The sequence below is a fragment of the Pseudomonas sp. HD6422 genome (assembly GCF_025377065.1).
Taxonomy (GTDB): domain Bacteria; phylum Pseudomonadota; class Gammaproteobacteria; order Pseudomonadales; family Pseudomonadaceae; genus Aquipseudomonas; species Aquipseudomonas putida_U.
This window is the reverse complement of record NZ_JAHWIW010000059.1, coordinates 1-22814: the sequence shown is the minus strand read 5'-3', so window position 1 is coordinate 22814 and position 22814 is coordinate 1. Positions and strand designations below refer to the sequence as shown.

At 64.1% G+C, this 22814-nt stretch carries 25 protein-coding genes; 15 read left to right on the top strand and 10 right to left on the bottom strand.

Translation table 11 applies throughout. The annotated features are described in order from the left end of the window. Positions 1 to 97: 97 nt before the first annotated feature. Positions 98 to 1654, bottom strand: coding sequence for a flagellar hook-length control protein FliK (locus tag KY379_RS26395; protein WP_261242112.1), 1557 nt, complete (start codon positions 1652 to 1654; stop codon positions 98 to 100). Positions 1655 to 1788: 134 nt separating this feature from the next. Here KY379_RS26395 and ccmA point away from each other — a divergent pair, with 134 nt between their 5' ends. The 13 genes from ccmA (at position 1789) to KY379_RS26330 (ending at position 11521) form a co-directional block, all read left to right on the top strand. After that, entirely contained in the window at positions 1789 to 2421 is a 633-nt protein-coding gene (gene ccmA, locus KY379_RS26390; RefSeq protein WP_261242110.1) for a cytochrome c biogenesis heme-transporting ATPase CcmA, read from the top strand. Further along, complete coding sequence (gene ccmB, locus KY379_RS26385) at positions 2418 to 3086, top strand: heme exporter protein CcmB (protein ID WP_008096270.1); 669 nt, start codon at positions 2418 to 2420, stop codon at positions 3084 to 3086. The genes ccmA and ccmB overlap by 4 nt, the downstream gene beginning before the upstream one ends. A gap of 45 nt (positions 3087 to 3131) precedes the next feature. After that, positions 3132 to 3899, top strand: coding sequence for a heme ABC transporter permease (locus KY379_RS26380; protein WP_136915876.1), 768 nt, complete (start codon positions 3132 to 3134; stop codon positions 3897 to 3899). Then, a complete protein-coding gene (ccmD, locus tag KY379_RS26375; protein WP_133332240.1) occupies positions 3896 to 4072 on the top strand; it encodes a heme exporter protein CcmD in 177 nt (58 codons plus the stop codon). The genes KY379_RS26380 and ccmD overlap by 4 nt, the downstream gene beginning before the upstream one ends. Further along, positions 4069 to 4524: a cytochrome c maturation protein CcmE gene (gene ccmE / locus KY379_RS26370; protein ID WP_133332239.1), complete on the top strand. Its 456-nt coding sequence runs from the start codon at positions 4069 to 4071 to the stop codon at positions 4522 to 4524. Before ccmD ends, ccmE begins: the two co-directional genes overlap by 4 nt. An 11-nt stretch (positions 4525 to 4535) precedes the next feature. Further along, a complete protein-coding gene (locus KY379_RS26365) occupies positions 4536 to 6509 on the top strand; it encodes a heme lyase CcmF/NrfE family subunit (RefSeq protein ID WP_165976122.1) in 1974 nt (657 codons plus the stop codon). After that, positions 6506 to 7042 (top strand): DsbE family thiol:disulfide interchange protein, encoded by a 537-nt coding sequence (locus KY379_RS26360; protein ID WP_133332237.1) that lies wholly within the window; start codon positions 6506 to 6508, stop codon positions 7040 to 7042. Before KY379_RS26365 ends, KY379_RS26360 begins: the two co-directional genes overlap by 4 nt. Continuing rightward, positions 7039 to 7515 (top strand): cytochrome c-type biogenesis protein CcmH, encoded by a 477-nt coding sequence (locus KY379_RS26355; protein ID WP_133332236.1) that lies wholly within the window; start codon positions 7039 to 7041, stop codon positions 7513 to 7515. Before KY379_RS26360 ends, KY379_RS26355 begins: the two co-directional genes overlap by 4 nt. Then, positions 7508 to 8698, top strand: a complete 1191-nt coding sequence (gene ccmI / locus KY379_RS26350; protein ID WP_261242106.1) for a c-type cytochrome biogenesis protein CcmI — start codon at positions 7508 to 7510, stop codon at positions 8696 to 8698. Before KY379_RS26355 ends, ccmI begins: the two co-directional genes overlap by 8 nt. Before the next feature lie 12 nt (positions 8699 to 8710). Next, positions 8711 to 9130 carry a hypothetical protein gene (locus KY379_RS26345; RefSeq protein WP_133332234.1) on the top strand — a complete coding sequence of 140 codons (420 nt, stop codon included), beginning with the start codon at positions 8711 to 8713 and terminating at the stop codon, positions 9128 to 9130. 203 nt (positions 9131 to 9333) lie between these two features. After that, positions 9334 to 10272: a 2-hydroxyacid dehydrogenase gene (locus KY379_RS26340; RefSeq protein WP_261242105.1), complete on the top strand. Its 939-nt coding sequence runs from the start codon at positions 9334 to 9336 to the stop codon at positions 10270 to 10272. A 51-nt stretch (positions 10273 to 10323) separates the two neighbouring features. Next, positions 10324 to 11112 (top strand): PhzF family phenazine biosynthesis protein, encoded by a 789-nt coding sequence (locus tag KY379_RS26335; RefSeq protein ID WP_196174322.1) that lies wholly within the window; start codon positions 10324 to 10326, stop codon positions 11110 to 11112. A 70-nt stretch (positions 11113 to 11182) separates the two neighbouring features. Continuing rightward, a complete protein-coding gene (locus KY379_RS26330; protein ID WP_133332231.1) occupies positions 11183 to 11521 on the top strand; it encodes an FKBP-type peptidyl-prolyl cis-trans isomerase in 339 nt (112 codons plus the stop codon). A gap of 96 nt (positions 11522 to 11617) precedes the next feature. Here the strand turns inward: KY379_RS26330 and KY379_RS26325 are convergent, their stop codons facing one another. From KY379_RS26325 to KY379_RS26315, 3 genes are all read right to left on the bottom strand, one after another. Next, positions 11618 to 12346 carry an aspartate/glutamate racemase family protein gene (locus tag KY379_RS26325; RefSeq protein WP_261242103.1) on the bottom strand — a complete coding sequence of 243 codons (729 nt, stop codon included), beginning with the start codon at positions 12344 to 12346 and terminating at the stop codon, positions 11618 to 11620. Positions 12347 to 12364: 18 nt separating this feature from the next. Continuing rightward, positions 12365 to 13888, bottom strand: a complete 1524-nt coding sequence (locus KY379_RS26320; protein WP_261242102.1) for an NCS1 family nucleobase:cation symporter-1 — start codon at positions 13886 to 13888, stop codon at positions 12365 to 12367. A 474-nt stretch (positions 13889 to 14362) separates the two neighbouring features. Then, a complete protein-coding gene (locus tag KY379_RS26315) occupies positions 14363 to 14800 on the bottom strand; it encodes an Lrp/AsnC family transcriptional regulator (RefSeq protein WP_133332228.1) in 438 nt (145 codons plus the stop codon). Positions 14801 to 14932: 132 nt separating this feature from the next. Here KY379_RS26315 and KY379_RS26310 point away from each other — a divergent pair, with 132 nt between their 5' ends. Beyond that, the gene (locus KY379_RS26310; RefSeq protein ID WP_261242101.1) at positions 14933 to 15829 is read left to right on the top strand and encodes a DMT family transporter; all 897 of its coding nucleotides are present in this window, start codon (positions 14933 to 14935) and stop codon (positions 15827 to 15829) included. Between the two features lie 66 nt (positions 15830 to 15895). After that, on the top strand, positions 15896 to 16822 hold the full coding sequence (locus tag KY379_RS26305) for a class I SAM-dependent methyltransferase (RefSeq protein WP_261242100.1): 927 nt from the start codon (positions 15896 to 15898) through the stop codon (positions 16820 to 16822). A gap of 27 nt (positions 16823 to 16849) precedes the next feature. Here KY379_RS26305 and KY379_RS26300 read toward each other — a convergent pair whose 3' ends face one another. The 6 genes from KY379_RS26300 to KY379_RS26275 form a co-directional block, all read right to left on the bottom strand. Continuing rightward, entirely contained in the window at positions 16850 to 17848 is a 999-nt protein-coding gene (locus tag KY379_RS26300; protein ID WP_133332225.1) for a sulfate ABC transporter substrate-binding protein, read from the bottom strand. Between the two features lie 117 nt (positions 17849 to 17965). Continuing rightward, positions 17966 to 18784 (bottom strand): ion transporter, encoded by an 819-nt coding sequence (locus KY379_RS26295; RefSeq protein WP_133332224.1) that lies wholly within the window; start codon positions 18782 to 18784, stop codon positions 17966 to 17968. 44 nt (positions 18785 to 18828) lie between these two features. Next, positions 18829 to 19704: an urea transporter gene (locus tag KY379_RS26290; RefSeq protein ID WP_133332223.1), complete on the bottom strand. Its 876-nt coding sequence runs from the start codon at positions 19702 to 19704 to the stop codon at positions 18829 to 18831. Positions 19705 to 19890: 186 nt separating this feature from the next. Beyond that, the gene (pyk, locus tag KY379_RS26285) at positions 19891 to 21306 is read right to left on the bottom strand and encodes a pyruvate kinase (protein WP_261242099.1); all 1416 of its coding nucleotides are present in this window, start codon (positions 21304 to 21306) and stop codon (positions 19891 to 19893) included. Then, positions 21303 to 22577, bottom strand: a complete 1275-nt coding sequence (locus tag KY379_RS26280; RefSeq protein ID WP_133332221.1) for a glycerate kinase — start codon at positions 22575 to 22577, stop codon at positions 21303 to 21305. The genes pyk and KY379_RS26280 overlap by 4 nt, the downstream gene beginning before the upstream one ends. A 166-nt stretch (positions 22578 to 22743) precedes the next feature. Continuing rightward, positions 22744 to 22814 (bottom strand): hypothetical protein (locus KY379_RS26275; RefSeq protein WP_261241131.1); only part of this gene is annotated, 71 nt, incomplete at its 5' end.

The following is a 22814-nucleotide window of genomic DNA, read 5'->3' as shown; positions in this document are numbered from 1 at the left end:
ACTCACGACCGCGACATTAACGCGGCGAGGAACATTCTCGCGGTCGGGCATGGCCGTCTACCTGTAGGAATCCCCGTTCTTTAGGGCGGGGAGGATGTCAAGCGTTCTCGTCCACCCAGCGTTGTTCCACCCGGGTGCGTGGGCCCTGGGGAGGAGTGCCGGGGTGGCACTCCAGGTCGCCCACGTCCAGGCCGCGGTCCAGCAGGCGCTCGCGCAGACTGCCAAGATGACGGTCGATCAGGCGGGCAGTGGGCTCGCGTTCGGCCCATAACTGGCCCGACAGTCGGCCCTGATTGAGTTGCGCCTGAACCTGCAACGGCCCCAGTGGTGCCAGGTCGATGGCCAGTTCGATGCGCCACAGCGCCTGCATCGGGTCCTTCGCTCCGGACTCGCGGTCGGCCTGTTGCTGCGGGGTTTCTTCGCGTTGCAGTTTCACCTGCAGAGGGATGAAGTCCTGGCCATGGCGCACGGGGATCTCGGTCTGCCAGGTGGTCTGCAGGTTGCCGCTCTCCAGCGTGCCGGACTGTTGCAGGCTGCTCAGGGCGTGGCTCTGCAGTCGCGAAATGGCTGCGCTGGCCAGGCGCAGCAACTGCTGCAGATCGCCTTCGTCTTCCAGGGCCTGGAGCAGCCGGGTCGGTAACGGAAAGGTACCCGGCTGTTGCCGGGGGCTGACCCGGTCGAGCAGCCCCAGGGCGCTGCGAGTCATGGCAGGCAGGGCCTGGGCCAGGGTGCTCGCGGCCACGGCGGGGCTGCCCGGGGTGTTGGCTGAGGCCAGGGCCACCAGACGCACCAACTGTGCCTTGAAGTCGGTGGCGACGCCGGCGCCCAGGCCGCCGAGCAACTTGGCTTCGAGAAACGCGCCGCTGTTGTTCAAGGCCTGCACGAGTGTCTTGGCATCGCCAAGCTGCCGCGCATTGGGCAGGTTGTCCAGTAGGTTGGCGGCGGCGCCACGCAGCTCGCCGTTGGCCTGAGGGCTGTTGGCAATCTGCTGGAGGCCGCCGAGCAGGCTGGGTAACGACGCCTGGCGTCCCTGCTGGGTCAGCAGTTGCTGAGCGATGTCGAGTTGCTCCTGGCGCCCGCTCAGTGGCACGAAGCGCAGCGACTGGTCGCCCTGCACCAGCGCGCTGAGCAAGCTGCCCAAGGGCAATGGCTGTGGGCTGTCGATGGTCAGGGTAGCGCCGGCCTGGGCCGTATTGAGCAGGGTCACCAGCGAGCGGAAACCGGTGGCTTCGCCAGTTGCCTGGGACAATGGCTGGCTGGTCAGGACCTTGCCCTGCAGCAGGGTGCCGAGGGGGACCTTGGCGGTGTCCAGTTGGGTGAGGGTCGCGACATTGCTGCCGTGGGCCTGTTGTACCAGCACCGCCAGGCGGTTGCTGTCAGGTTGGCTGACGGTGACCAGGCTGCCCTGGGCAAACGGCTGGCTGGAGGTGGCCTGTAGCTGGGTCAGGGTGCCGTTGGCTTGGGCCAGGCGCAATACCAGGAGGAACTCGCTGCCGTTCTGCCGCAGGGTCAGGACCTCGGCCTGGGCGGTTTCCCCTGGCTTGAGCAAGCCCGGCTGCGCCTGGGTCAGGCTGAGCAGTTCACTGGTCAGCGCCGCCTTGATCACCTGCGGGTTGAGGGCGGTTTGTGCGCCGACACTATTGATTTCAGTCATGTATTGTATACAACCTGTCGAACCCGCCTCTTGGCAGCGTGGCCGCACATGTAATAATGCCCGGCCGCCAGCCATTGCCAGTATAACGGCAGGGCGCTGGGCGACTTGAGACACACACTGCATAAGGCGAATCCGTGACCCTTCACCTTCAAGCCGTGGGCCTGGCCTGCGAGCGCGACTGGCGTCTGCTGTTCGAGCATCTGGATTTCGAACTGCGCCCCGGCGACATGCTGCAGATCAGTGGCCCCAACGGCAGCGGCAAGACCAGCCTGCTGCGACTGCTGGCCGGGCTGATGCAACCGACCGCCGGGCAGATCCTGTTGGGCGGTCGGCCATTGGCCGAGCAGCGCCATGCCCTGGCCAGCATCCTGCTGTGGATCGGCCACGCCGCTGGCATCAAGGACCTGCTCACCGCCGAGGAGAATCTCACCTGGCTGTGCGCCCTGCATCAGCCTGCCGATCGCGACGCGATCTGGGCGGCGTTGGCGGCGGTCGGCCTGCGTGGATTCGAGGACGTACCCTGCCATACCCTGTCCGCTGGCCAGCAGCGTCGGGTGGCGCTGGCGCGCCTGTACCTGGACAGCCCGCCACTGTGGATTCTCGACGAACCTTTCACTGCCCTCGACAAGCAAGGCGTGGCCCAGCTCGAGGCACACCTGGCAGCCCATTGCGAGCAGGGCGGTACAGTGGTCCTGACCACCCACCATACCCTCGAGCGCAAAGCCTTGGGCTACCGCGAACTCAACCTGGGGCAGTGGGCGGCATGAGCGTATTCATCCTGTTGCTGCGGCGCGAGGCGCGCCTGCTGTTCCGCCGTCCTGCGGAGCTTGCCAATCCGCTGGTGTTCTTTGCCATCGTCGTCGCGTTGTTCCCGTTGGCGGTGGGACCGGAAAGCCAATTGTTGCAAACATTGTCGCCGGGCCTGGTGTGGGTCGCCGCATTGCTGGCGGTGCTCCTGTCCCTCGATGGCCTGTTCCGCAGCGATTTCGAGGATGGCTCGCTCGAGCAGTGGGTGCTGTCGCCGCACCCGTTGGCCATGCTGGTACTGGCCAAGGTGTTGGCGCACTGGATCTTTTCCGGGCTGGCGCTGGTATTGTTGGCGCCACTGCTGGCCTTGATGCTGGGTCTGCCGAGTCATTGTCTGCCGGTGTTGCTCGGTTCCCTGTTGCTGGGCACGCCGGTGTTGAGCCTGCTGGGGGCGGTCGGTGCGGCGTTGACGGTCGGTCTGAAGCGAGGCGGCTTGCTGCTGGCGTTGTTGATCCTGCCGTTGTATATCCCTGTATTGATCCTGGGCAGTGGCGCGTTGCAAGCGGCACTGCAGAATATGCCGGCAACCGGCCATTTGCTGTGGCTGGCCAGCCTGACTGCCCTGGCGGTGACCCTGGCGCCATTTGCGATAGCGGCCGGGCTGAAGATCAGCGTTGGCGAATAACGAGTCCCGGGCTTCCAAGCCCGGCTAATACCCTGGATGTACCTGATGAAAATAAGCTGGACGTGGTTCCACAAACTGGGCTCGCCGAAATGGTTCTATGCCATCAGTGGTCGCCTGCTGCCTTGGCTGGCGGTTTCCGCCTTGCTCCTGCTGGTGACCGGAGTGGTCTGGGGCTTGGCCTTCGCCCCGCAGGATTACCAGCAGGGCAATAGTTTCCGCATCATCTACATCCATGTGCCGGCGGCGATGCTGGCGCAGTCCTGCTATGTGCTGCTGGCGGTGGCCGGGGCGGTGGGGCTGGTGTGGAAGATGAAGCTGGCCGACGTCGCCTTGCAATGCGCGGCCCCCATCGGCGCCTGGATGACCGCCGTGGCGCTGGTAACCGGGGCCATCTGGGGCAAGCCGACCTGGGGTAGCTGGTGGGTCTGGGATGCACGCCTGACCTCCATGCTGATCCTGCTGTTCCTGTACTTCGGCATCATCGCCCTCGGCCAGGCCATCAGTAACCGCGACAGCGCGGCCAAGGCCTGTGCCGTGCTGGCGATCGTCGGTGTGGTGAACATTCCGATCATCAAGTACTCGGTGGAGTGGTGGAACACCCTGCACCAGGGGGCCACTTTCACCCTTACCGAGAAGCCTGCGATGCCGGCCGAGATGTGGTTGCCGCTGCTGTGCACGGCGCTGGGCTTCTATTGCTTCTTCGGCGCGGTACTGTTGTTGCGCATGCGTCTGGAAGTGCTCAAGCGCGAAGCACGCGCCAGCTGGGTCAGGGAAGAAGTCTTGAACAGCCTGGGGCGGAGGGCCGCACGATGAAATTTGCTTCATTCGCCGACTTCGTTGCCATGGGTCACCATGGCCTGTATGTCTGGACCGCCTATGGCATCTGCCTGGCGGTCCTGGCGATCAATGTCGCTGCGCCGCTGTTGGCCCGCCGCCGCTACTTGCAAGAAGAGGCGCGTCGCCTGCGCCGGGAGAACAACCAGTGAATCCGCAGCGCAAGAAACGCCTGTTGCTGATCCTCGGCCTGCTGGTCGGGGTCGCGATCGCCGTCGGTTTTGCCTTGAGCGCCCTGCAACAGAACATCAACCTGTTCTATACCCCCACCCAGATCGCCAATGGCGAGGCACCGCTGGACACGCGCATTCGCGCTGGCGGCATGGTCGAGAAGGGCTCGGTGCAGCGCTCGGGCGACTCGCTCGACGTCCGTTTCGTGGTCACCGATTTCAACAAGTCGGTGCCGATCACCTACCGCGGTATTCTCCCCGACCTGTTCCGCGAAGGGCAGGGCATCGTCGCCCTGGGCAAGCTCAACGCCGAGGGCGTGGTGGTGGCTGACGAGGTGCTGGCCAAGCACGACGAGAAGTACATGCCGCCGGAAGTCAGCAAGGCCCTCAAGGAAAGTGGCCAGGCTGCTACCACTGGGGAGGTCAAGCCATGAACGCAGCGTTGATGGTGCCCGAACTCGGCCAACTGGCAATGATTCTGGCGATCTGCTTCGCTGCCGTGCAGGCCACCGTGCCACTGCTCGGCGCCTGGCGCGGCGATAGCTTGTGGATGAGCCTGGCCCGGCCTGCGGCCTGGGGGCAATTCGCCTTTCTGGCGTTTGCCTTCGCCTGTCTGACCCATGCCTTCATGACCGACAATTTCTCGGTCGCCTATGTAGCCAGCAACTCCAACAGCGCCTTGCCCTGGTACTACAAGTTCAGCGCCGTGTGGGGCGCGCATGAGGGTTCGCTGCTGCTCTGGGCGTTGATCCTCGGTGGCTGGACCTTCGCCGTGTCGGTCTTTTCCCGGCAGTTGCCGCAAGTGATGCTGGCGCGGGTACTGGCGGTGATGGGCATGATCAGCGTGGGCTTCCTGAGCTTCCTGATCATCACTTCCAACCCCTTCCAGCGCCTGCTGCCGCAGGTACCGGGCGATGGCCGTGACCTCAACCCGTTGCTGCAGGACTTCGGCCTGATCGTCCACCCACCGATGCTGTACATGGGCTATGTGGGCTTTTCGGTGGCGTTCGCCTTTGCCATCGCCGCATTGCTCGGCGGACGCCTCGACGCAGCCTGGGCCCGTTGGTCGCGGCCTTGGACTATCGTCGCCTGGGCGTTTCTCGGGGTGGGGATCACCTTGGGTTCCTGGTGGGCCTACTACGAACTGGGCTGGGGCGGCTGGTGGTTCTGGGACCCGGTGGAAAACGCCTCGTTCATGCCCTGGCTGGTGGGCACTGCGCTGATTCATTCGCTGGCAGTGACCGAGAAGCGCGGCGTGTTCAAGAGCTGGACCGTGCTGCTGGCGATCGCCGCCTTCTCCCTGAGCCTGCTCGGCACCTTCCTGGTCCGTTCCGGGGTGCTGACCTCGGTGCACGCCTTCGCCGCCGATCCGTCGCGTGGGGTGTTCATCCTGATCTTCCTGCTGTTCGTGGTCGGTGGCTCGCTGACCCTGTTCGCCCTGCGCGCGCCGGTGGTCAAGAGCCAGGTCGGCTTTGCCCTGTGGTCGCGCGAAACGCTGCTGCTGGCCAACAACCTGGTGCTGGTGGTAGCGGCTTCGATGATCCTGCTCGGTACGCTCTACCCGCTGGTACTCGATGCGCTGACCGGGGCCAAGCTATCGGTCGGCCCGCCTTATTTCGATGCGTTGTTCCTGCCGCTGATGGCGCTGCTGATGGTGGTGCTGGGCATCGGCGTGGTGGTGCGCTGGAAGGACACCCCAGGCAAGTGGCTGGCGAGCATGCTGACCCCGGTACTGGTCGCCAGTGTGGTGCTGGCGCCGGTGGCGGGCTTCATCGTCGACGACTTCGACTGGCCGACCCTGAGCGTCTTCGCCTTGGCCGCCTGGGTAGTGCTCGGTGGCGTGCGCGATATCCTCGACAAGACCCGTCACAAGGGTCTGGCCAAAGGCGCGCGCGGTCTGACCCGCAGTTACTGGGGCATGCAGCTGGCGCACCTGGGACTGGCGGTGTGCGCCCTGGGCGTGGTGCTGTCGAGCAATAACAGCGCCGAGCGCGACCTGCGCATGGCGCCGGGCGAGAGCGTCGAACTGGGCGGCTATCAGTTCCAGTTCCAGGGCGCCAAGCACTTCGAGGGGCCGAATTTCATTTCCGACAAGGGCACCATCGTGGTGACCCGCGACGGCCGCGAAGTGACCATCCTGCACCCGGAGAAGCGCCTGTATACCGTGCAGCAGTCGATGATGACCGAGGCCGGTATCGACGCAGGCTTCACCCGTGACCTGTACGTGGCCCTCGGCGAGCCGCTGGAGAATGGCGCCTGGGCCGTGCGTGTGCACATCAAGCCGTATGTCCGCTGGATCTGGCTGGGCGGTCTGCTGACCGGCCTGGGTGGATTGCTGGCGGCCCTCGACCGACGCTACCGCGTCAAGGTCAAGACCCGGGTGCGTGAGGCCCTGGGCGTGTCTGGAGCAGCTGCATGAAGCGTTGGATCATGGTGTTGCCGCTGGCGGTGTTCCTGCTGGTGGCGGTGTTTCTCTACAAAGGGTTGTTCCTCAAGCCCGACGAGCTGCCGTCGGCAATGATCGGCAAGCCGTTCCCGGCCTTTTCCCTGGCTTCGGTCGAGGGCGATCGGACCCTGACCCAGGCCGATCTGCTCGGTCGCCCGGCGCTGGTCAACGTGTGGGGCACCTGGTGCCCGTCGTGCAAGGTCGAGCACCCGTACCTGAATCGACTGGCCGAGCAGGGCGTGGTGATCCACGGCGTGAGCTACAAGGATGACAATGCCGCTGCCCTCAAGTGGCTGGCCGAGTTTCACAATCCTTACCAGTTGAACATCCGTGACGAGCAAGGATCCCTCGGCCTGGACCTCGGGGTCTACGGCGCGCCGGAAACTTTCCTCATCGATGCCAAGGGCATCATTCGCTACAAGCACGTCGGCGTGGTCGATGCGACCGTCTGGCGCGAACAATTGGCGCCGCTGTACCAAGGGCTGGTCGATGAGGCTCAGCCATGAAGCGCTGGTTGGCAGCGGTGCTGCTCGGCCTGAGTCTGGTCGGCGTGGCCCAGGCCGCTATCGACACCTATCAATTTCGCGACGAGGCCGAGCGCGAGCGCTACCAGGCGCTGACCAAGGAACTGCGCTGCCCCAAGTGCCAGAACCAGGACATCGCCGACTCCAATGCGCCCATCGCCGCCGACCTGCGCCGGGAGATCTTCCGCATGCTCGGCGAGGGCCAGAGCAATCAGCAGATCGTCGATTTCATGGTCGATCGCTATGGCGACTTCGTCCGTTACAAACCGGCACTCAGCAGCCGTACCTGGTTGCTCTGGTTCGGTCCCGGCCTGCTTCTGGCCGCGGGCTTCGTGGTACTGGCGGTGATCGTGCGGCGCCGCCGTGGGGCGGCCATGCCAGGTCGCCAGGCCCTCTCCGACGACGAACGCGAGCGTCTCGCCAAACTGCTGGAAAAAGAACAGACCCATGATTGAATTCTGGCTTAGTGCGGGCCTGCTGCTGCTCGCTGCTCTCGGCTTTCTGCTGATCCCGATCCTGCGTGGGCGCAACCGCCAGCAGGAAGAAGACCGCACCGCCCTGAACGTAGCCTTGTATCAGGAGCGTGTCGGCGAACTGGCGGCCCAGCAGGCCGCTGGCGTGCTCGACGAGGCGCAATTGGCCAAAGGCCGCGACGAAGCCGCCCGTGAACTGCTGGCCGACACCGAGGGTGCCGAGCCACTGCGCCAGGGGCACCTGGGCAAGGCCCTGCCGCTCCTGGCGGCGGTGTTGGTGCCGTTGCTGGCGCTGGGGTTGTACCTGCACTTCGGTGCAGCCGACAAGGTCGAGCTGACCCAGGAATTCGCCGCCGCACCGAAAACCATGGAAGAAATGACCTCGCGCCTGGAGCGTGTCGTCAAGGCCCAGCCGGACTCCGCCGAAGCCGTGTACTTCCTCGGACGTGCCTACATGGCCGAGCAGCGTCCCGCCGATGCCGCGCGTACTTTCGAGCGCGCCGTGGCCATGGCCGGTCGCCAGCCCGAACTGCTGGGGCAATGGGCGCAGGCTTTGTATTTCGCGGCTGACAAGCAGTGGAGCGAGCAGATACAAGGGCTGACCGATGAAGCATTGAAGGCCGATCCGAAGGAAGTCACCAGCCTCGGTCTGCGTGGCATCGCCGCTTTCGAGGGGGAGCGCTACCAGGAGGCGATCGACTACTGGAACCGCCTGCTGGTGCTGTTGCCCGAGGGCGACGCCTCGCGGGCGGCCTTGCAGGGAGGAATCGACCGCGCCGCCGAGCGCCTGGGCGGCAAAGTCGCCAAGCCTGCTGCCCCGGTCGCCGCGCGCCTGAAGGTGCGGGTGGAGCTGGCGGCGGCGCTCAAGGACAAGGTCAAGCCTGACGACACCGTGTTCATCTTCGCCCGCGCCAGCAATGGCCCGCCGATGCCCCTGGCGGCCAAGCGGGTGACCGTGGCGCAACTGCCGATCGAAGTCGAGTTGTCCGATGCCGACGCGATGATGCCGCAGATGAAACTGTCGGACTTCGCACAAGTCCAACTGGTTGCCCGTGTCTCGCGCGCAGGCCAGCCGACCCAGGGTGAGTGGATTGGCCAGGGCGCGCCGCTGGCAACGTCCACCCAGGCCCAGCAACAGCTGATCATCGACAGTCCCGACCGGTAAGAGAAAACGATCATGCACACCACCCTACGCTTGACCCTGATTGCCGTGGCTATGGGATTGTCCGCATGTACCACCTATGAGCCTTACGAGCGGCCGGCACCGCCGATCGAGACGGTGCCGCCACACAAGGGGCCGGTGGTCAAACCGTTGCCAGGTGGCCAGCCATCGACCCAGCCGAGCAAGCCAGCGGCGATTCCCAAACCGATGCCGCGGACCTCGGCCAGCTTTGCCCCGCCACCGGGGGGCGCCAGCCATTGGGATCCGAAGCTTGGGGTGTATGTGTTGGAGAAGAAGAACAACGTCTTCTACCGTCAGCGCACGTATTACCGTTATGACAATGGCTGGAGTTGGTCGCTGAGTCCGGATGGGCCTTGGGAAGAGACCGACAGCAGTGGTGTGCCCGGAGGATTGGGGCGGGCGTTTGCGCAGTGAGTGTGGTGCTTGCTGGGGGCGCTTGGTAATTGCAGTGGCGCATAAATCGAGCGCCGCGCGGGCGGCGCTCGATTTCGAATCCAACATCACCCTCTCGCCACCCTCCAAACAACCCATACAGTACAGTTAATCCCCAATTTATCGTTTGACTGTACTGGCCACCCATTGCGCATAATGCCCCCTCGAATTGACTCGGAGGTGGCATGAGCAAGACAGTCCTGGTGTTGGTGGAAACGGTCGACGACTACCTGCCGATGCTCGAGCAGGCCGGTTATCGGTTGATCCGTGCGCCATCCCCTGCGCTGCGCGCCGACGCCATCCAGCGCCATGCCGGCGAGATCGACGCCGTGCTGACCCGCGGCCCGCTGGGCCTGACTGCTGGCGAGATCGACGCGCTGCCGCAGCTGCGGATCATCTGCGTGATCGGAGCAGGCTACGAGCAGGTCGACCTGGCCGCCGCTGCAGCCCGTGGCATCGTCGTCACCAATGGCGCGGGCGCCAACGCCGCCACGGTCGCCGATCATACCCTGGCCATCCTCCTGGCCTTGCTGCGTGATATCCCGCGGGCCGATGCCAGCACCCGTCGTGGCGAATGGAACCGTGTCATCAGCCCCTCGGTCAGTGGCAAGCGTCTGGGCCTGCTCGGCTTGGGCGCAGTCGGCCAGGCGATCGCCAAGCGCGCCAGCCTGGGATTCGACATGAACATCAGTTATCACAGCCGCACCCCACGTCAGGAGCTGCCCTACACTTGGTATGACAGCCCGCTGCACCTGGCCGATGCCGTCGATATCCTGGTCGTCGCTACCCCTGGCGGCGCCGCTACCCATCACCTGGTCGACGCCAAGGTGCTCGAGGCCCTTGGGGCCGAGGGCTACCTGGTGAATATCGCCCGGGCCAGCGTGGTCGACACTCAGGCCTTGGTGGCCGCGTTGGAGCGAGGCCTGATCGCCGGCGCAGCGCTGGATGTGTTCGATGACGAACCCGTCGTGCCCGACAACCTCAAGGTCCTCGGCAATACCGTCCTCACCCCGCATGTCGCCGGCCAATCGCCAGAGGCCGCCCGTGACACCGTAGCCCTGGTATTGCGCAACCTGCAGGCATTCTTCGCCGGCGAGCCTGTGCTCACGCCCGTGCGCGCCTGACCTTCGCTTTCGTTCTCGCCCGGTAATGACCGGGCTTTCAGGAGTGTTTCCATGCAACTCGAAATCTTCCAGGTCGATGCCTTCTCTGCCGAACCCTTCGGTGGCAACCCGGCGGCGGTGATCCCGCTCGAAAGCTGGCTGCCGGACGATCTGTTGCAGCGCATCGCCGAAGAGAACAACCTGTCCGAGACGGCGTATTTCGTGCGTAATGGTAAAACCTTCGACCTGCGCTGGTTCACGCCGGCGGTGGAAGTCGATCTGTGCGGCCATGCCACCCTGGCCTCGGCCTATGTGCTGTTCGAACAGTTGGGTGAGCAGGCCGAGGTGCTGCGTTTCAATACCCGCAGTGGCGAACTGCGCGTCAGCCGAGATGCAAATGGCCTGCTGGCCATGGACTTTCCGGCCAAGCAGCCCGAGGTCGTGGAGGTCCCACAAGGATTGCTGGAGGCACTGGGTCTGAATGCTGCGCTCGCCGTGTACCGGTCTGACGATTATGTCGTGGTCATCGACGATGCTGCGCAGTTGGATACACTCACCCCCGATTTCGTCGCGCTGTCGACCTTCGATGTGCGCGGCATCGCAGTGACCGCTGCCGGTCGTGGTTACGACTTCGTGACCCGTTGGTTCGGCCCTAACGTGGGAGTCAACGAAGACCCGGTCACCGGCTCCGCGCACACCTCGCTGGCCCCGGTATGGGCGCAGCGGCTGGGCAAGACCGAACTCAGCTGCGAGCAGGGTGGGGCACGCAAGGGGCAGTTGCTGTGCCAGGTGCCAGGCAATGGTCGGGTCGTCATCAGCGGGCGCGCCGCGCTGTATCTGCGCGGTAGCGTGTTCATCTGATCGGCGCGCTTGCCAAGATCGTCCATTCCTGAGAAAACGGCGCCCTTTGTTATCAGCGTTGGAGAGGCCCATGAGCGGCGAACTGCAGATCATCGATGTGCTCGAAGGCGACGGCAAGAGCGTCGTCAAGGGCGCGCTTATCACCACCCAGTACACCGGCTGGCTTGCCGACGGCAGCGAGTTCGACTCGTCTTGGTCACGCGGCAAGCCATTCCAGTGTGTGATCGGTACCGGTCGGGTGATCAAGGGGTGGGATCAAGGGCTGATGGGCATGCGTGTCGGCGGCAAGCGCAAACTGCTGGTACCGGCGCACTTGGGGTACGGCGAGCGCAGCGTGGGAGCGATTCCGCCGAATTCGGAACTGACCTTCGAGATCGAGCTGCTCGAAGTGCTCACCCGTGACGACTGATCGGTCGCATAGCAAAGAGCCGGAACGCCCTCCGTCCATGACCTGGCCCGAAGGCCAGGTCATCCTGCGCCAGCTACACCTGCCCAGTCTGCCGCCTCAGCGACCCAGGCGCATCGGCCAGCCCAGCACTTTCTTCGTGCGCGGCGTGGCGTAAGTGCGCACTTTCGAGGTGCTCAGGCCCAGGCGTACCAGCGATTCGGCAATGGTCACCGCCGCGCTGACACCATCGACCACCGGCACCCCGGTACGCTGGCGAATCTGCTCGTCGAGCCCGGCCATGCCGCCACAGCCCAGGCAGATGACTTCGGCCTTGTCGTCGCGCACCGCCCGCTCGGCCTGCTCGACGATGGCCTGTACGGCCCGTTGCGGGGCTTCCTCCAGTTCCAGCACCGCCAGGCCACTGGCACGCACCGAAGCGCAGCGGTCGTACAGGCCGGAAAGCTTCAGGCGATCCTCGATCAGCGGCACGGTGCGGTCCAGGGTGGTCACCACCGAGTAGGCGTGGCCCAGGTACATGGCGGTGCTGGCGGCAGCGTCGGTGATGTCCACCACCGGCACGTCGAGCAGTTCCTGCAGGCCTTCGCGGCCGTGCTCGCCATAGCCGGCCTGGATCACCGCGTCATAGGGGCCTTCGTAGGCCAGCACGCGGTCCATGACCGCGATGGCAGCCAGGTAGCTTTCGAAGTTGCCCTCCACCGATTCGGCGCCGAACCAAGGGGTCAGGCCGACGATCTCGGTGCCGGGCGAGGCAACGCTGCGCGCCTGCTCGGCGATGGCCTCGGTGATGGCTTCGGTGGTGTTGACGTTGGCAATCAGAATACGCATGGGCAGTTGAATCCTTGATCAGTGACTGTGGTGATCGACAGCGATGCATTCGCCGCTGACATCGTGGTATTCACGGTTACGCGGCGCGATCAGCAGGTACAGCGCGGCAGCGATGCCGGCACCGATCAGCCAGGAGAACGGCGCGATGCCGTGGAAGTTGGGCACCAGGGCCAGGACGATGGCCAGCAGAGCGGCGGGGGCGAATGCGGCCATGGCGCGCAGGTTGATGCCCTTGCTGTAGTGGTAGGCGCCGTCCGGGTGCTCGCTGTAGAGTTCCGGCACGTTGATGCGGCCTTTGCGCAGCAACCAGTAGTCAGCCATGATCACCCCATACAGCGGGCCGAGCAGGGCGCCCAGGCCGGACAGGAAATACACGATCACCAGCGGGCTGTTGTACAGGTTCCAGGGCAGGATCAACACCGCCACGGTGGCGCTGATCAACCCGGCGCGGCGGAAGTTGAGGTGGCGTGGCGCGAGGTTGCTGAGAACGAAGGCCGGGGCGACGAAGTTGGCCATGATGTTCACCGCCACGGTGACGATCAGGAAGGCCAGGCAGCCCAGCACCAGGAACAGGGTATTGGGAATGCTGGCGACGATTTCGGTCGGGCTGCTGATGACCTTGCCGTCGATCTGGAACTGCGCGCCACACAGCACCACGGTGATCATCGCGAACGCCAGGATGTTCACCGGCAGGCCCCAGAAATTGCCCACGCGAATAGTCTTGCGGCATGGCGAGGAGCGAGCGAAGTCGCAGAAGTTGAGCACCAGGGTGCCGTAGATCGCCAACCACAGTGCACCGCCGGCAAAGATGTTGCGCCACATCTCGTAACCGCGCAGTGGTTCGGCCACCGACCAGGCGATGCGCGCGCCGGCCTGGAAGTACATGAACATCGCAAGGCTGGCGACGGTGAGCAGAATCACCGGACCGGCGAAGGCTTCGTAGCGGCGGACCATTTCCATGCCATAGGCGAGGATGACCAACTGCACTAGCCAGATGGCCACGAAGCACACCCAGCCCAGGCTCGACAGGCCAAGGATGGCGTTATGGTCGTAGTGGGCCAGCTGCGGCCAGACGGCGGTCAGTAGCACGCGCAACACCACCGAGGCCAGGTAGGTCTGGATGCCGAACCAGGCGATGGCGATGATCGCGCGGATCAGAGCCGGCAATTGCGCGCCGTGGATACCGAAGGCGATACGGCTGATCACCGGGAACGGCACGCCGGTCTTCTGGCCCATGTAGCCGGACAGGTTCATGAAAAAGTACACCAGCGCCGCGCCGATCGCCAATGACAACAAGATCTGCCAGCCGCCCAGGCCCAAGGCGAACAGACCCATGGCGAAGGAGTAGTTGGCGATGTTGTGCACATCGTTGGTCCACAGCGCGAAAATACTGTAGCGCCCCCAGCGACGCCCTTCGATGCGGGTCGGGGCGAGGTCGCGGTTGTGCAGGCGTGGGCTCAGTTCGAGCGGTGGGTTCAGGGTGACGGTGGGATCGCTACTGGCAACGGACAGTTCAGGGGCAAGGTCGACACTGGTACTCATTCCGGCAGGCTCCTGATGCGTGTGACTGCGATGAGCGGGCGCTGGCGCACGGGCTCGCCATCTCGTCGGTGCAGGCGTTGCATCACTGGGTTCTGGGCGCGGCGGCCGGTATTGGACCGACGCCGCGGGTTCTTGTGTATTTATGTTTTGCGCAACTTGTATACAAAACACGGCGACAAGAAAGCGAGTTCCATGCCAGTTGTAACGGTTGGAGGGCGGAAGTTGATCTGGACCTTCTGTGTTATAAATTTAATGCTTTGATTTATATAGAAAAAATATTGATATTGGTGACGCTTACTTCGGCAGTCTTGATTGATTAGTTGATCGTTAGGTCAACTTTAGAGGCGGGGTATGTGTAACCTATTGGGGCGTCGATTCAAGTAGTGCACACAAAGATGGCACTTACGGTGACATTCTTGTGTACATTTTATAGGCGTATATGTTTGCACGCGAAAGGCCGGTGCAGACAGACGCTCACCCCATCGGTGGCAGCCGCCGCCTTACCGGCGTCTTCTTGATGATCGCCGTATTGGTGTCAGCGAGCACATTGATACGATCGAGCAAAGCGTCGAGCTGCTCCATCGAGCGCACATGCAAGCGGGCGATGAAGCAGTCCTCACCGGTCACCTTGTCGCACTCGGTGAACTCGGGAATCGCGATGATCTGGCGCTCCACTTCCTGCAATTGGCCCGGCAACGGGCGGATGCGCACGATGGCCTGCAGCTGGTAGCCGAAGCTGCGCGGGTCCACCTCCACCGTGTAACCGCGCAACACGCCGCGCTCCTCCAGGCGGCGCAGGCGTTCGCTGACGCTGGGGGCCGAGAGGCCACTGATCTGCGCCAGCGCCTTGAGCGAGCGGCGTGAGTCTTCCATCAGGGCATTGATCAGCAGTTGATCGATAGCGTCGGTCATAGGTGCCTCGTTAGGTAATCGGTGGATCTGGCCTTGATAGTAAAGGCAAGTCGGACATTTCGCCTTGCTTATCCACTGGAGCGTGCGCGGCGACCCTTTGCATACTATGTCCATCGACAATGGAGGTGTGATATGGACAGTGCGTTGCGTCGGGGGTCGCTTGAAATGGTCGGCGCCATGTTGATTTCCGGGACCATCGGCTGGTTCGTGCTGGTGTCGGGCCAGCCGGTGCTGGAGGTGGTGTTCTGGCGCTGCGTATTCGGCACCGCCACCTTGCTGGTGATCTGCGCGGCGTTCGGTTTGCTCAAGGTCGGCGTGATCGGCCGCACTGCCTTGCTGTGGGCGGTGGTCAGCGGGGCGGCCATCGTCGGCAACTGGGTGCTGCTGTTCGCGTCTTATTCGCGTGCGTCGATCGCCATTGGTACCGCGGTATACAACGTCCAGCCGTTCATATTGGTGGGTCTGGCTGCGTTGTTTCTCGGCGAGAAGATCACCGTGGCCAAGGTCACCTGGCTGAGCTTGGCGTTTCTCGGCATGCTGGCGATCGTCAGCGCCCATGGCGCTGGCCAGGCCAGTGGCGAGGATTATCTGTTGGGCATCGCCATGGCCCTGGGTGCGGCGTTTCTGTATGCGCTGGCGGCATTGATCATCAAGCGCCTGCAAGGCACACCGCCACACCTGATCGCCCTGATCCAGGTCGCCACTGGCGTGGTGCTGCTCGCGCCCTGGGTCGAGTCAGGCGGCCTCCCGGGCGAACCCTCGGCGCTGGCCAGCCTGGTGACCCTGGGAATGGTGCACACCGGGTTGATGTACGTGTTGTTGTACAGCGCCATCCAGCGCCTGCCCACGGCGCTGACCGGGGCGCTGTCATTCATCTATCCGATCGCGGCGATCCTGGTCGACTGGGTGGCTTTCGGACACCGCCTGGCGCCCTTGCAATGGTTGGGGGTGGGGTTGATCCTGCTGGCGGCGGCAGGAATGCAGCAGGGGTGGTGGTGGCGACCTGCTCGGGTTGTGGTGAAGGGGTGAGTCGACCTTGCCCGCGGAAGGACCGCTGCAGGTAGAATGCGCTCTTTCATCTGCCTGCGACCCCCCATGACTTCGCCGATCCACACCCTCGAGCAGCACCTGCTCGCCGCCCTCGATCCCGCTCCGACTGAAACCCGCCGTCTGTTCCATGGCCGTGGCCGCTGCTGGCCTGGCCTCGAGCAGATCACTGTCGATTGGTTGCAAGGCGTGTTGTCGGTCGCCCTGTTCCGCGAGCCCGAGGAGGGTCTGCTGGCCGAGTTGGAAACCATGCTGCGCCAGCTGGCTGAGCGTGCGCAGTGGACCGGTCAGGCCATTCTCCTCCAGCATCGCTACCTGCCGGACAGCCCGGGCCAGTGGCTGTTGGGCGAGCCCTGCCAGCAGCGTGAGGTGGTCGAGGACGGCTTGACCTACCTGCTCGATCTGGGCGTGCGGCAGAACAATGGCCTGTTCCTCGACATGCGTTATGGCCGGCGCTGGGTGCGTGAGCAGGCCGCAGGCAAGCGTGTGCTCAACCTGTTCGCCTATACCTGTGGTTTTTCCGTGGCGGCGGTTGCCGGCGGTGCCGAGCAGGTAGTCAACCTGGACATGGCGAAGTCGGCCTTGTCGCGCGGGCGCGACAACCACCGTCTCAATGGCCACGATGCCTCGCGGGTAGCCTATCTAGGTCATGAGCTGTTCAAGTCCTGGGGCAAGGTCCGCAAGTACGGCCCCTACGACCTGATCATCATCGACCCCCCGACCTTCCAGCGCGGCAGCTTCGTGCTGACCCAGGACTACGCCAAGATCCTGCGGCGTCTGCCCGAGTTGCTGAGCGAGGGCGGGACGGTGCTGGCTTGTGTCAACGATCCCGGCATCGGTCCGGAATTTCTCATCGAGGGCATGGCGGAGCAGGCGCCGTCGCTGGTCTTCGTCGAACGGTTGGGGAACCCGCCGGAGTTTCCCGATGCCGACCCGGCGGGTGGGCTCAAGGCCCTTGTATTTCGCCAGTCATGATGCTGCCTGTGCTGGCCTCTTCATCAATTACTGATTGCTGTAGATCTGGTCGAACACGCCACCGTCATTGAAGTGGGTCTTCTGTACGGTGCGCCAGTCACCGAAGGTTTTTTCCACTGAGAGGAAATCGACTTTCGGGAAGCGGTCGGTGTACTTGGCCAGCACCGTCGCATCGCGCGGGCGCAGGTAGTTCTGTGCGGCGATTTCCTGGGCTGCGGGCGACCACAGGTACTTCAGGTACTCTTCGGCCAATGCCTGGGTGCCTTTTTTCGCCACTACCTTGTCGACCACACTCACCGGCGGTTCGGCCTCTGCCGATACGCTCGGGTAGACCACTTCGAACTGATCGCGGCCGAACTCGCGGGCGATCATCTCGGCCTCGTTCTCGAAGGTCACCAGCACATCGCCGATCTGGTTGGTCATGAAGGTGGTGGTGGCGGCGCGGCCACCGGTATCGAGCACCGGCGCCTGCTTGAACAGCTTGCCGACGAAGTCGCGGGCCTTGGCCTCATCGCCGCCTTGCTTGAGCACGTAGCCCCATGCCGACAGGTAGGTATAGCGACCATTACCCGAGGTCTTGGGGTTGGGCACGATCACCTGCACGCCTTCCTTGAGCAGATCTGGCCAGTCCTTCAGGGCCTTGGGGTTACCCTTGCGCACGATGAACACCGTGGCCGAGGTGAAGGGTGCGCTGTTGTTCGGCAGGCGGGTCACCCAGTTGTCCGGCACCAGCTTGCCGTGGTCGGCAAGGGCGTTGATGTCGGTGGCCATGTTCATGGTGATGACATCGGCCGGCAGGCCATCGATCACCGCGCGCGCCTGCTTGCTCGAGCCGCCGAAGGACATCTGCAGATTGACCTTCTCGTTGTGCTCGGCTTCCCAGTGCTTCTGGAAGGCCGGGTTGTAGTCCTTGTAGAAGTCGCGCATCACGTCATAGGAGACGTTGAGCAAGGTCGGGGCGGCGTGGGCGAAGTTGCCGAGGGCCAGGCCTGCGGCGAGCAGCGAAGCGGTGAGGAGTCTTTTCACGTGGCGTCCTTGTTCGGGGTGAGTAGGCAGAGTGCCAGCGACTATAGCGGCTGTGATCGCAGGGGTTAAAGAACAAAAAATGCTTTGGTTATGCGGTCTCGACAGGGGGGGCTTCAGCTATCCGGGAAATAGCGCGCTGCCACAGCGTGAGCAGAATGCCGCGCTGTGCTCATGGCTTTGTTTGCTGCATCGCGGACACTCATGTCTCAACTGTTCGCCACGCATCGCATTGGCCAATTCGGCGGTGAAGATTCCGGTCGGCACGGCGATGATCGAATAACCGGTGATCATCACCAGTGACGACAGCACTTGCCCCAGCGCCGTCTTCGGCACGATATCGCCGAAGCCGACCGTGGTGAGGGTGACGATGGCCCAGTAGATGCCAGTGGGTATGCTGGTGAAGCCATTTGCCGGCCCTTCGATCACGTACATCAGGGTGCCGAACACGGTCACCAGGGTGGAGACGCTGACCAGGAACACGATGATCTTCTGCTTGCTGCCGCGCAGCGCGTCGAGCAAGTAGTTGGCCTGCTTCAGGTAATGGCTGAGCTTGAGCACGCGGAAGATCCGCAGCATGCGAATCACGCGGATGATCAGCAGGTACTGGGCGTCGCTGTAGTACAGGGCGAGGATTCCCGGCACGATGGCCAGCAGGTCGACCAGCCCATAGAAACTGAATGCGTAGCGCAGGGGCTTGGGCGAGCAGTACAGGCGGGTCAGGTACTCGGCCAGGAAGATCGCGGTGAACCCCCATTCGATCGCTGCGAGCACCCCGGCATAGCCTTGGTGCACCGCGTCGATGCTGTCGAGGACCACCGTCACCAGGCTCGCCAGGATGATCAGCAGGAGAGTCTTGTCGAAGCGTCTTCCGGCCACGGTGTCGGTCTGGAAGACGATGATGTAGAGCCGCTCGCGCAGGCTGGTCGGGTTGTCCATGGGCTCGTTCCACTGTGCAATGGCCTGAGCCTAGGGGCTGCGTTTCAGCTGTGCAAGCGGGCTCCGTCACCCTTGTGGCTGTGGCGTGCCAGATGACTGCCCAGGTGCATCAGCCAGCAGGCCACCACGAACGGTGCGGTGAGTGCCGGGAGCGGCAGCTGGTTGAACAGGGCTTGCAGCAGAAGCGCCAGGGCGATGGCCAGCAGCGACACCCAGGGTTTCTCACCCTGGCGGCTGAAGGCCAGCGCCGCCAAGGCAGCATTGAAGCCGTACAGACCCAGCCAAGCCGCCTGAGCTTCGCCGGCGAACAGCGCTGCGCCGCCGCCGATGGCTGAACCGATGAGCGCCCACAGGGCGGCGTAGGGATTGGCGATGAGTACGCCGAGGATGATCAGAACACCTGCCAGCGGCTGGTCGAGCAAGAAAATCTGGCCCACGCCGCGCGCCAGGGCATGCAGCGGTTCGGCTTCGACGTAGCCGCCGGGAGAAGGCGAGGCGAGCTGCAGGGTGGCCCAGCCGAGCAGCACGAACGGTGCGGTATAGGCAGTCAGCAGTTTGCCGCCGCGCTTGCGCCACTGGTGGGTCAGGATACTGGACACCCCGCCGGCGGCGATGATCAGTGGTGGCAGGATTGCCGACCATGGCAGCACAGCGCTGATCAGGATGCCGATCAGCACAGCGTTGTAGCAGTACAGGCCAGCCTGGCGGTCGCTACGGTCATAGCCGCGGCGCTGGGCCGTGAGCAGCCCGGCGAGGGCGCCGAGCAGGGCGCCGCCGACCAGCGCCGGGGCGGTCAGCAGCATGGCCAACAGGCAGCACAGGCCGCACAGGGGGTTGCGCAGCAGCAGCACCTGGCTGAAACCGTTGAGCAGTGCCGTGGCCCAGTCGGGGCACGACACGAGGGAATGTTTGGCGTACATGGGGCAGTCGGTAAGGTTGAAGGGGAAGCGGTGGGCCTCTGTGGGCCTCGGTTTTCCGCGCTTGAATGGCACATCGCCTACCGCTGTAGGAGCGGGTTTACCCGCGAATGCGTCTGTCTGGACACTGTGTCGCCAGGTCTATCGCATTCGCGGGTAAACCCGCTCCTACAAGGTCGGTGTGATGGCTTAGACCAAGGTTTCGATCCGCAGCGTATTGGTCGTGCCGGGCTTACCGAAGGGCACCCCCGCGGTGATCAGCAGCGTGTCGCCACGGCTGGCCATGCCTTGGGCCTGGGCGATTTCCAACGCAGTCGAGCAGATTTCGTCGACCTGGCGCAGGCGATCATTGACCACCGAGTGCACGCCCCAGGCCACGCTCAGGCGGCGGGCGGTCTTGAGGTTTGGCGTCAGGTTGAGGATCGGTGCCCGTGGCCGCTCGCGCGCTGCACGCAGCGTCGAAGTGCCGGATTCGCTGTAGTTGACCAGCACCGCCACCGGTAGGATGCCGCTGATGCGGCGGATCGCGCAGCTGATGGCATCCGATACGGTTGCCTCGGCTTTCGGCCGGCCGACGTCGAGCTGGGCCTGGTAGTCCGGGCCGTTCTCCACCTGGCGGATAATCTTGCTCATCATTTGCACCGCTTCCAATGGGTAGTCGCCCGAGGCGGTCTCGGCCGAGAGCATCACCGCATCGGCACCTTCGGCCACGGCGTTGGCCACGTCGGTGACTTCGGCGCGGGTCGGGGCGGGCGAGAAGCGCATCGATTCGAGCATCTGCGTAGCCACCACCACCGGCTTGCCGAGCTGGCGGCAGGTGCCGATGATGCGCTTCTGAATCTGCGGCACGCTCTCGGCGGGTACTTCCACGCCCAGGTCGCCACGGGCCACCATGATCGCATCGGCCAGCTCAGCGATGGCTTGCAGCTGTTCGACGGCAGAGGGCTTCTCGATCTTGGCCATCAGGTAGGCACGGTCACCGATCAGCTGACGCGCTTCGATGATGTCCTCGGGGCGCTGCACGAACGACAGGGCCACCCAGTCCACGCCCAGGTCCAGGCCGAAGGCCAGGTCGCGGCGATCTTTTTCGGTGAGCGGCGAGAGCTCCAGAACAGCCTGGGGCACGTTGACGCCCTTGCGGTCGGACAGCTCGCCACCGGCCAACACTTCGGTGTCGATGGCATCGTCGTGCTTGGCGGTGACGCGCAGGCGCAGCTTGCCGTCATCGAGCAGCAGGTCCATGCCAGGTTCGAGGGCGGCGATGATTTCCGGATGCGGCAGGTTGACCCGGCGGCTGTCGCCAGGGGTGGCGTCCAGGTCCAGACGCAGGGCCTGGCCACGCTGCAACTGGACTTTGCCTTGGGAGAAACGGCCGACCCGCAGCTTGGGGCCCTGCAGGTCCATGAGGATGCCCAGCGGGTAATTCAGCTGCTGCTCGACTTCACGGATCCACTGATAGCGCAGGGCATGATCGGCATGTTCGCCGTGGCTGAAATTGAGGCGGAAGATGTTCACCCCGGCTTCCACCAGTTGGCGGATGTCGTCGATGCCGTTGATCGCAGGGCCGAGGGTGGCGAGGATCTTTACTTTTTTATCAGGCGTCATGATTGGGCAGTCTCAAGGATCAGGATGGCGCGGAAGTCGTTGACGTTGGTGCGGGTCGGTTCGGTGACGATCAGCGCATCGAGCGCGGCGAAATAGCCGTAGCCGTTGTTGTTGTCCAGCTCGTCGCTGGCCGACAGGCCCAGGGCCTCGGCGCGGGCATAGCTGCTTGGGGTCATGAACGCGCCGGCGTTCTCTTCCGAACCGTCGATGCCGTCGGTGTCACCGGCCAGGGCATAGACGCCCGGCAGGCCCTTGAGGCTTTCGGTGAGGCTCAGGAGGAACTCGGCATTGCGCCCGCCGCGGCCATTGCCACGCACGGTGACGGTGGTCTCGCCGCCGGAAAGGATCACGCACGGCGCCTTGAGCGGCTGGCCATGTTGCACGATCTGTCGGGTGATACCGGCATGCACCTTGGCCACCTCGCGCGACTCGCCTTCCAGGTCGCCGAGAATCAGCGGACTGAAACCGGCTTGGCGGGCTTTTACCGCGGCGGCTTCGAGCGACTGCTGAGGTTTGGCGATCAGTTGGAAGTGGCTGCGCGCCAGGCAGGGGTCGCCGCTCTTGACGGTCTCGGAGGCCGGGTTGCTGAGCCAATCGATGACGGCTTGCGGTGCTTCGATGTTGTAGCGCTTGAGGATCGCCAAGGCATCGGCCGAAGTGCTCGGGTCGGCCACGGTCGGGCCGGAGGCGATGACGGTGGCCAGGTCGCCAGGCACGTCGGAAATGGCATAGGTGTAGACAGTGGCGGGCCAGCAGGCCTTGGCCAGGCGGCCGCCCTTGATCGCCGAGAGGTGCTTGCGCACGCAGTTCATCTCGCCGATGGTCGCGCCGGACTTGAGCAGCGCTTTGTTGATCTGTTGCTTGTCGGCCAGGGTCAGACCCTCGGCAGGCAGGGCCAGCAATGCCGAACCACCACCGGAGAGCAGGAAGATGACCCGGTCGTCTTCGTTGAGGTCGCTGACCAGCTCCAGCACCCGCTTGGCTACTGCCAGGCCGGCCGCGTCGGGGACGGGGTGGGCGGCTTCGACCACTTCGATTTTCTGGCAGTTGGCGCCATGGCCGTAGCGGGTCACGACCAGCCCGCTGACTTCGCCTTGCCAGTGCTTCTCGACCACTTCGGCCATGGCGGCCGCGGCCTTGCCGGCACCGATGACGATGACCCGGCCGCTGCGGTCGGCGGGCAGGTAGGGTTCGAGGACATGGCGTGGGTGGGCGGCGGCGATGGCTGTGTCGAACAGCTCGCGGAGAATTTTTTGCGGATCGACCGACATGGCAGGCTCCCAATTATTGTTGTTCTGCAGAATCTAAAACGCCCCTGGAACTGCCTCCGTGCAGGCCGAACCAGGGGCGGTCCCCACAGCTGCAAGCTTCAAGCTACAAGCCGCAAGCAAAAGCAGATCTGCTTTTACTTGCCGCTTGAGGCTTACAGCCTGAAGCTCATTTCTCGTCGCGGATCGAGAAGTTGGCCATGTGCTCCAGGCCTTTGATCAGCGCCGAATGGTCCCAGT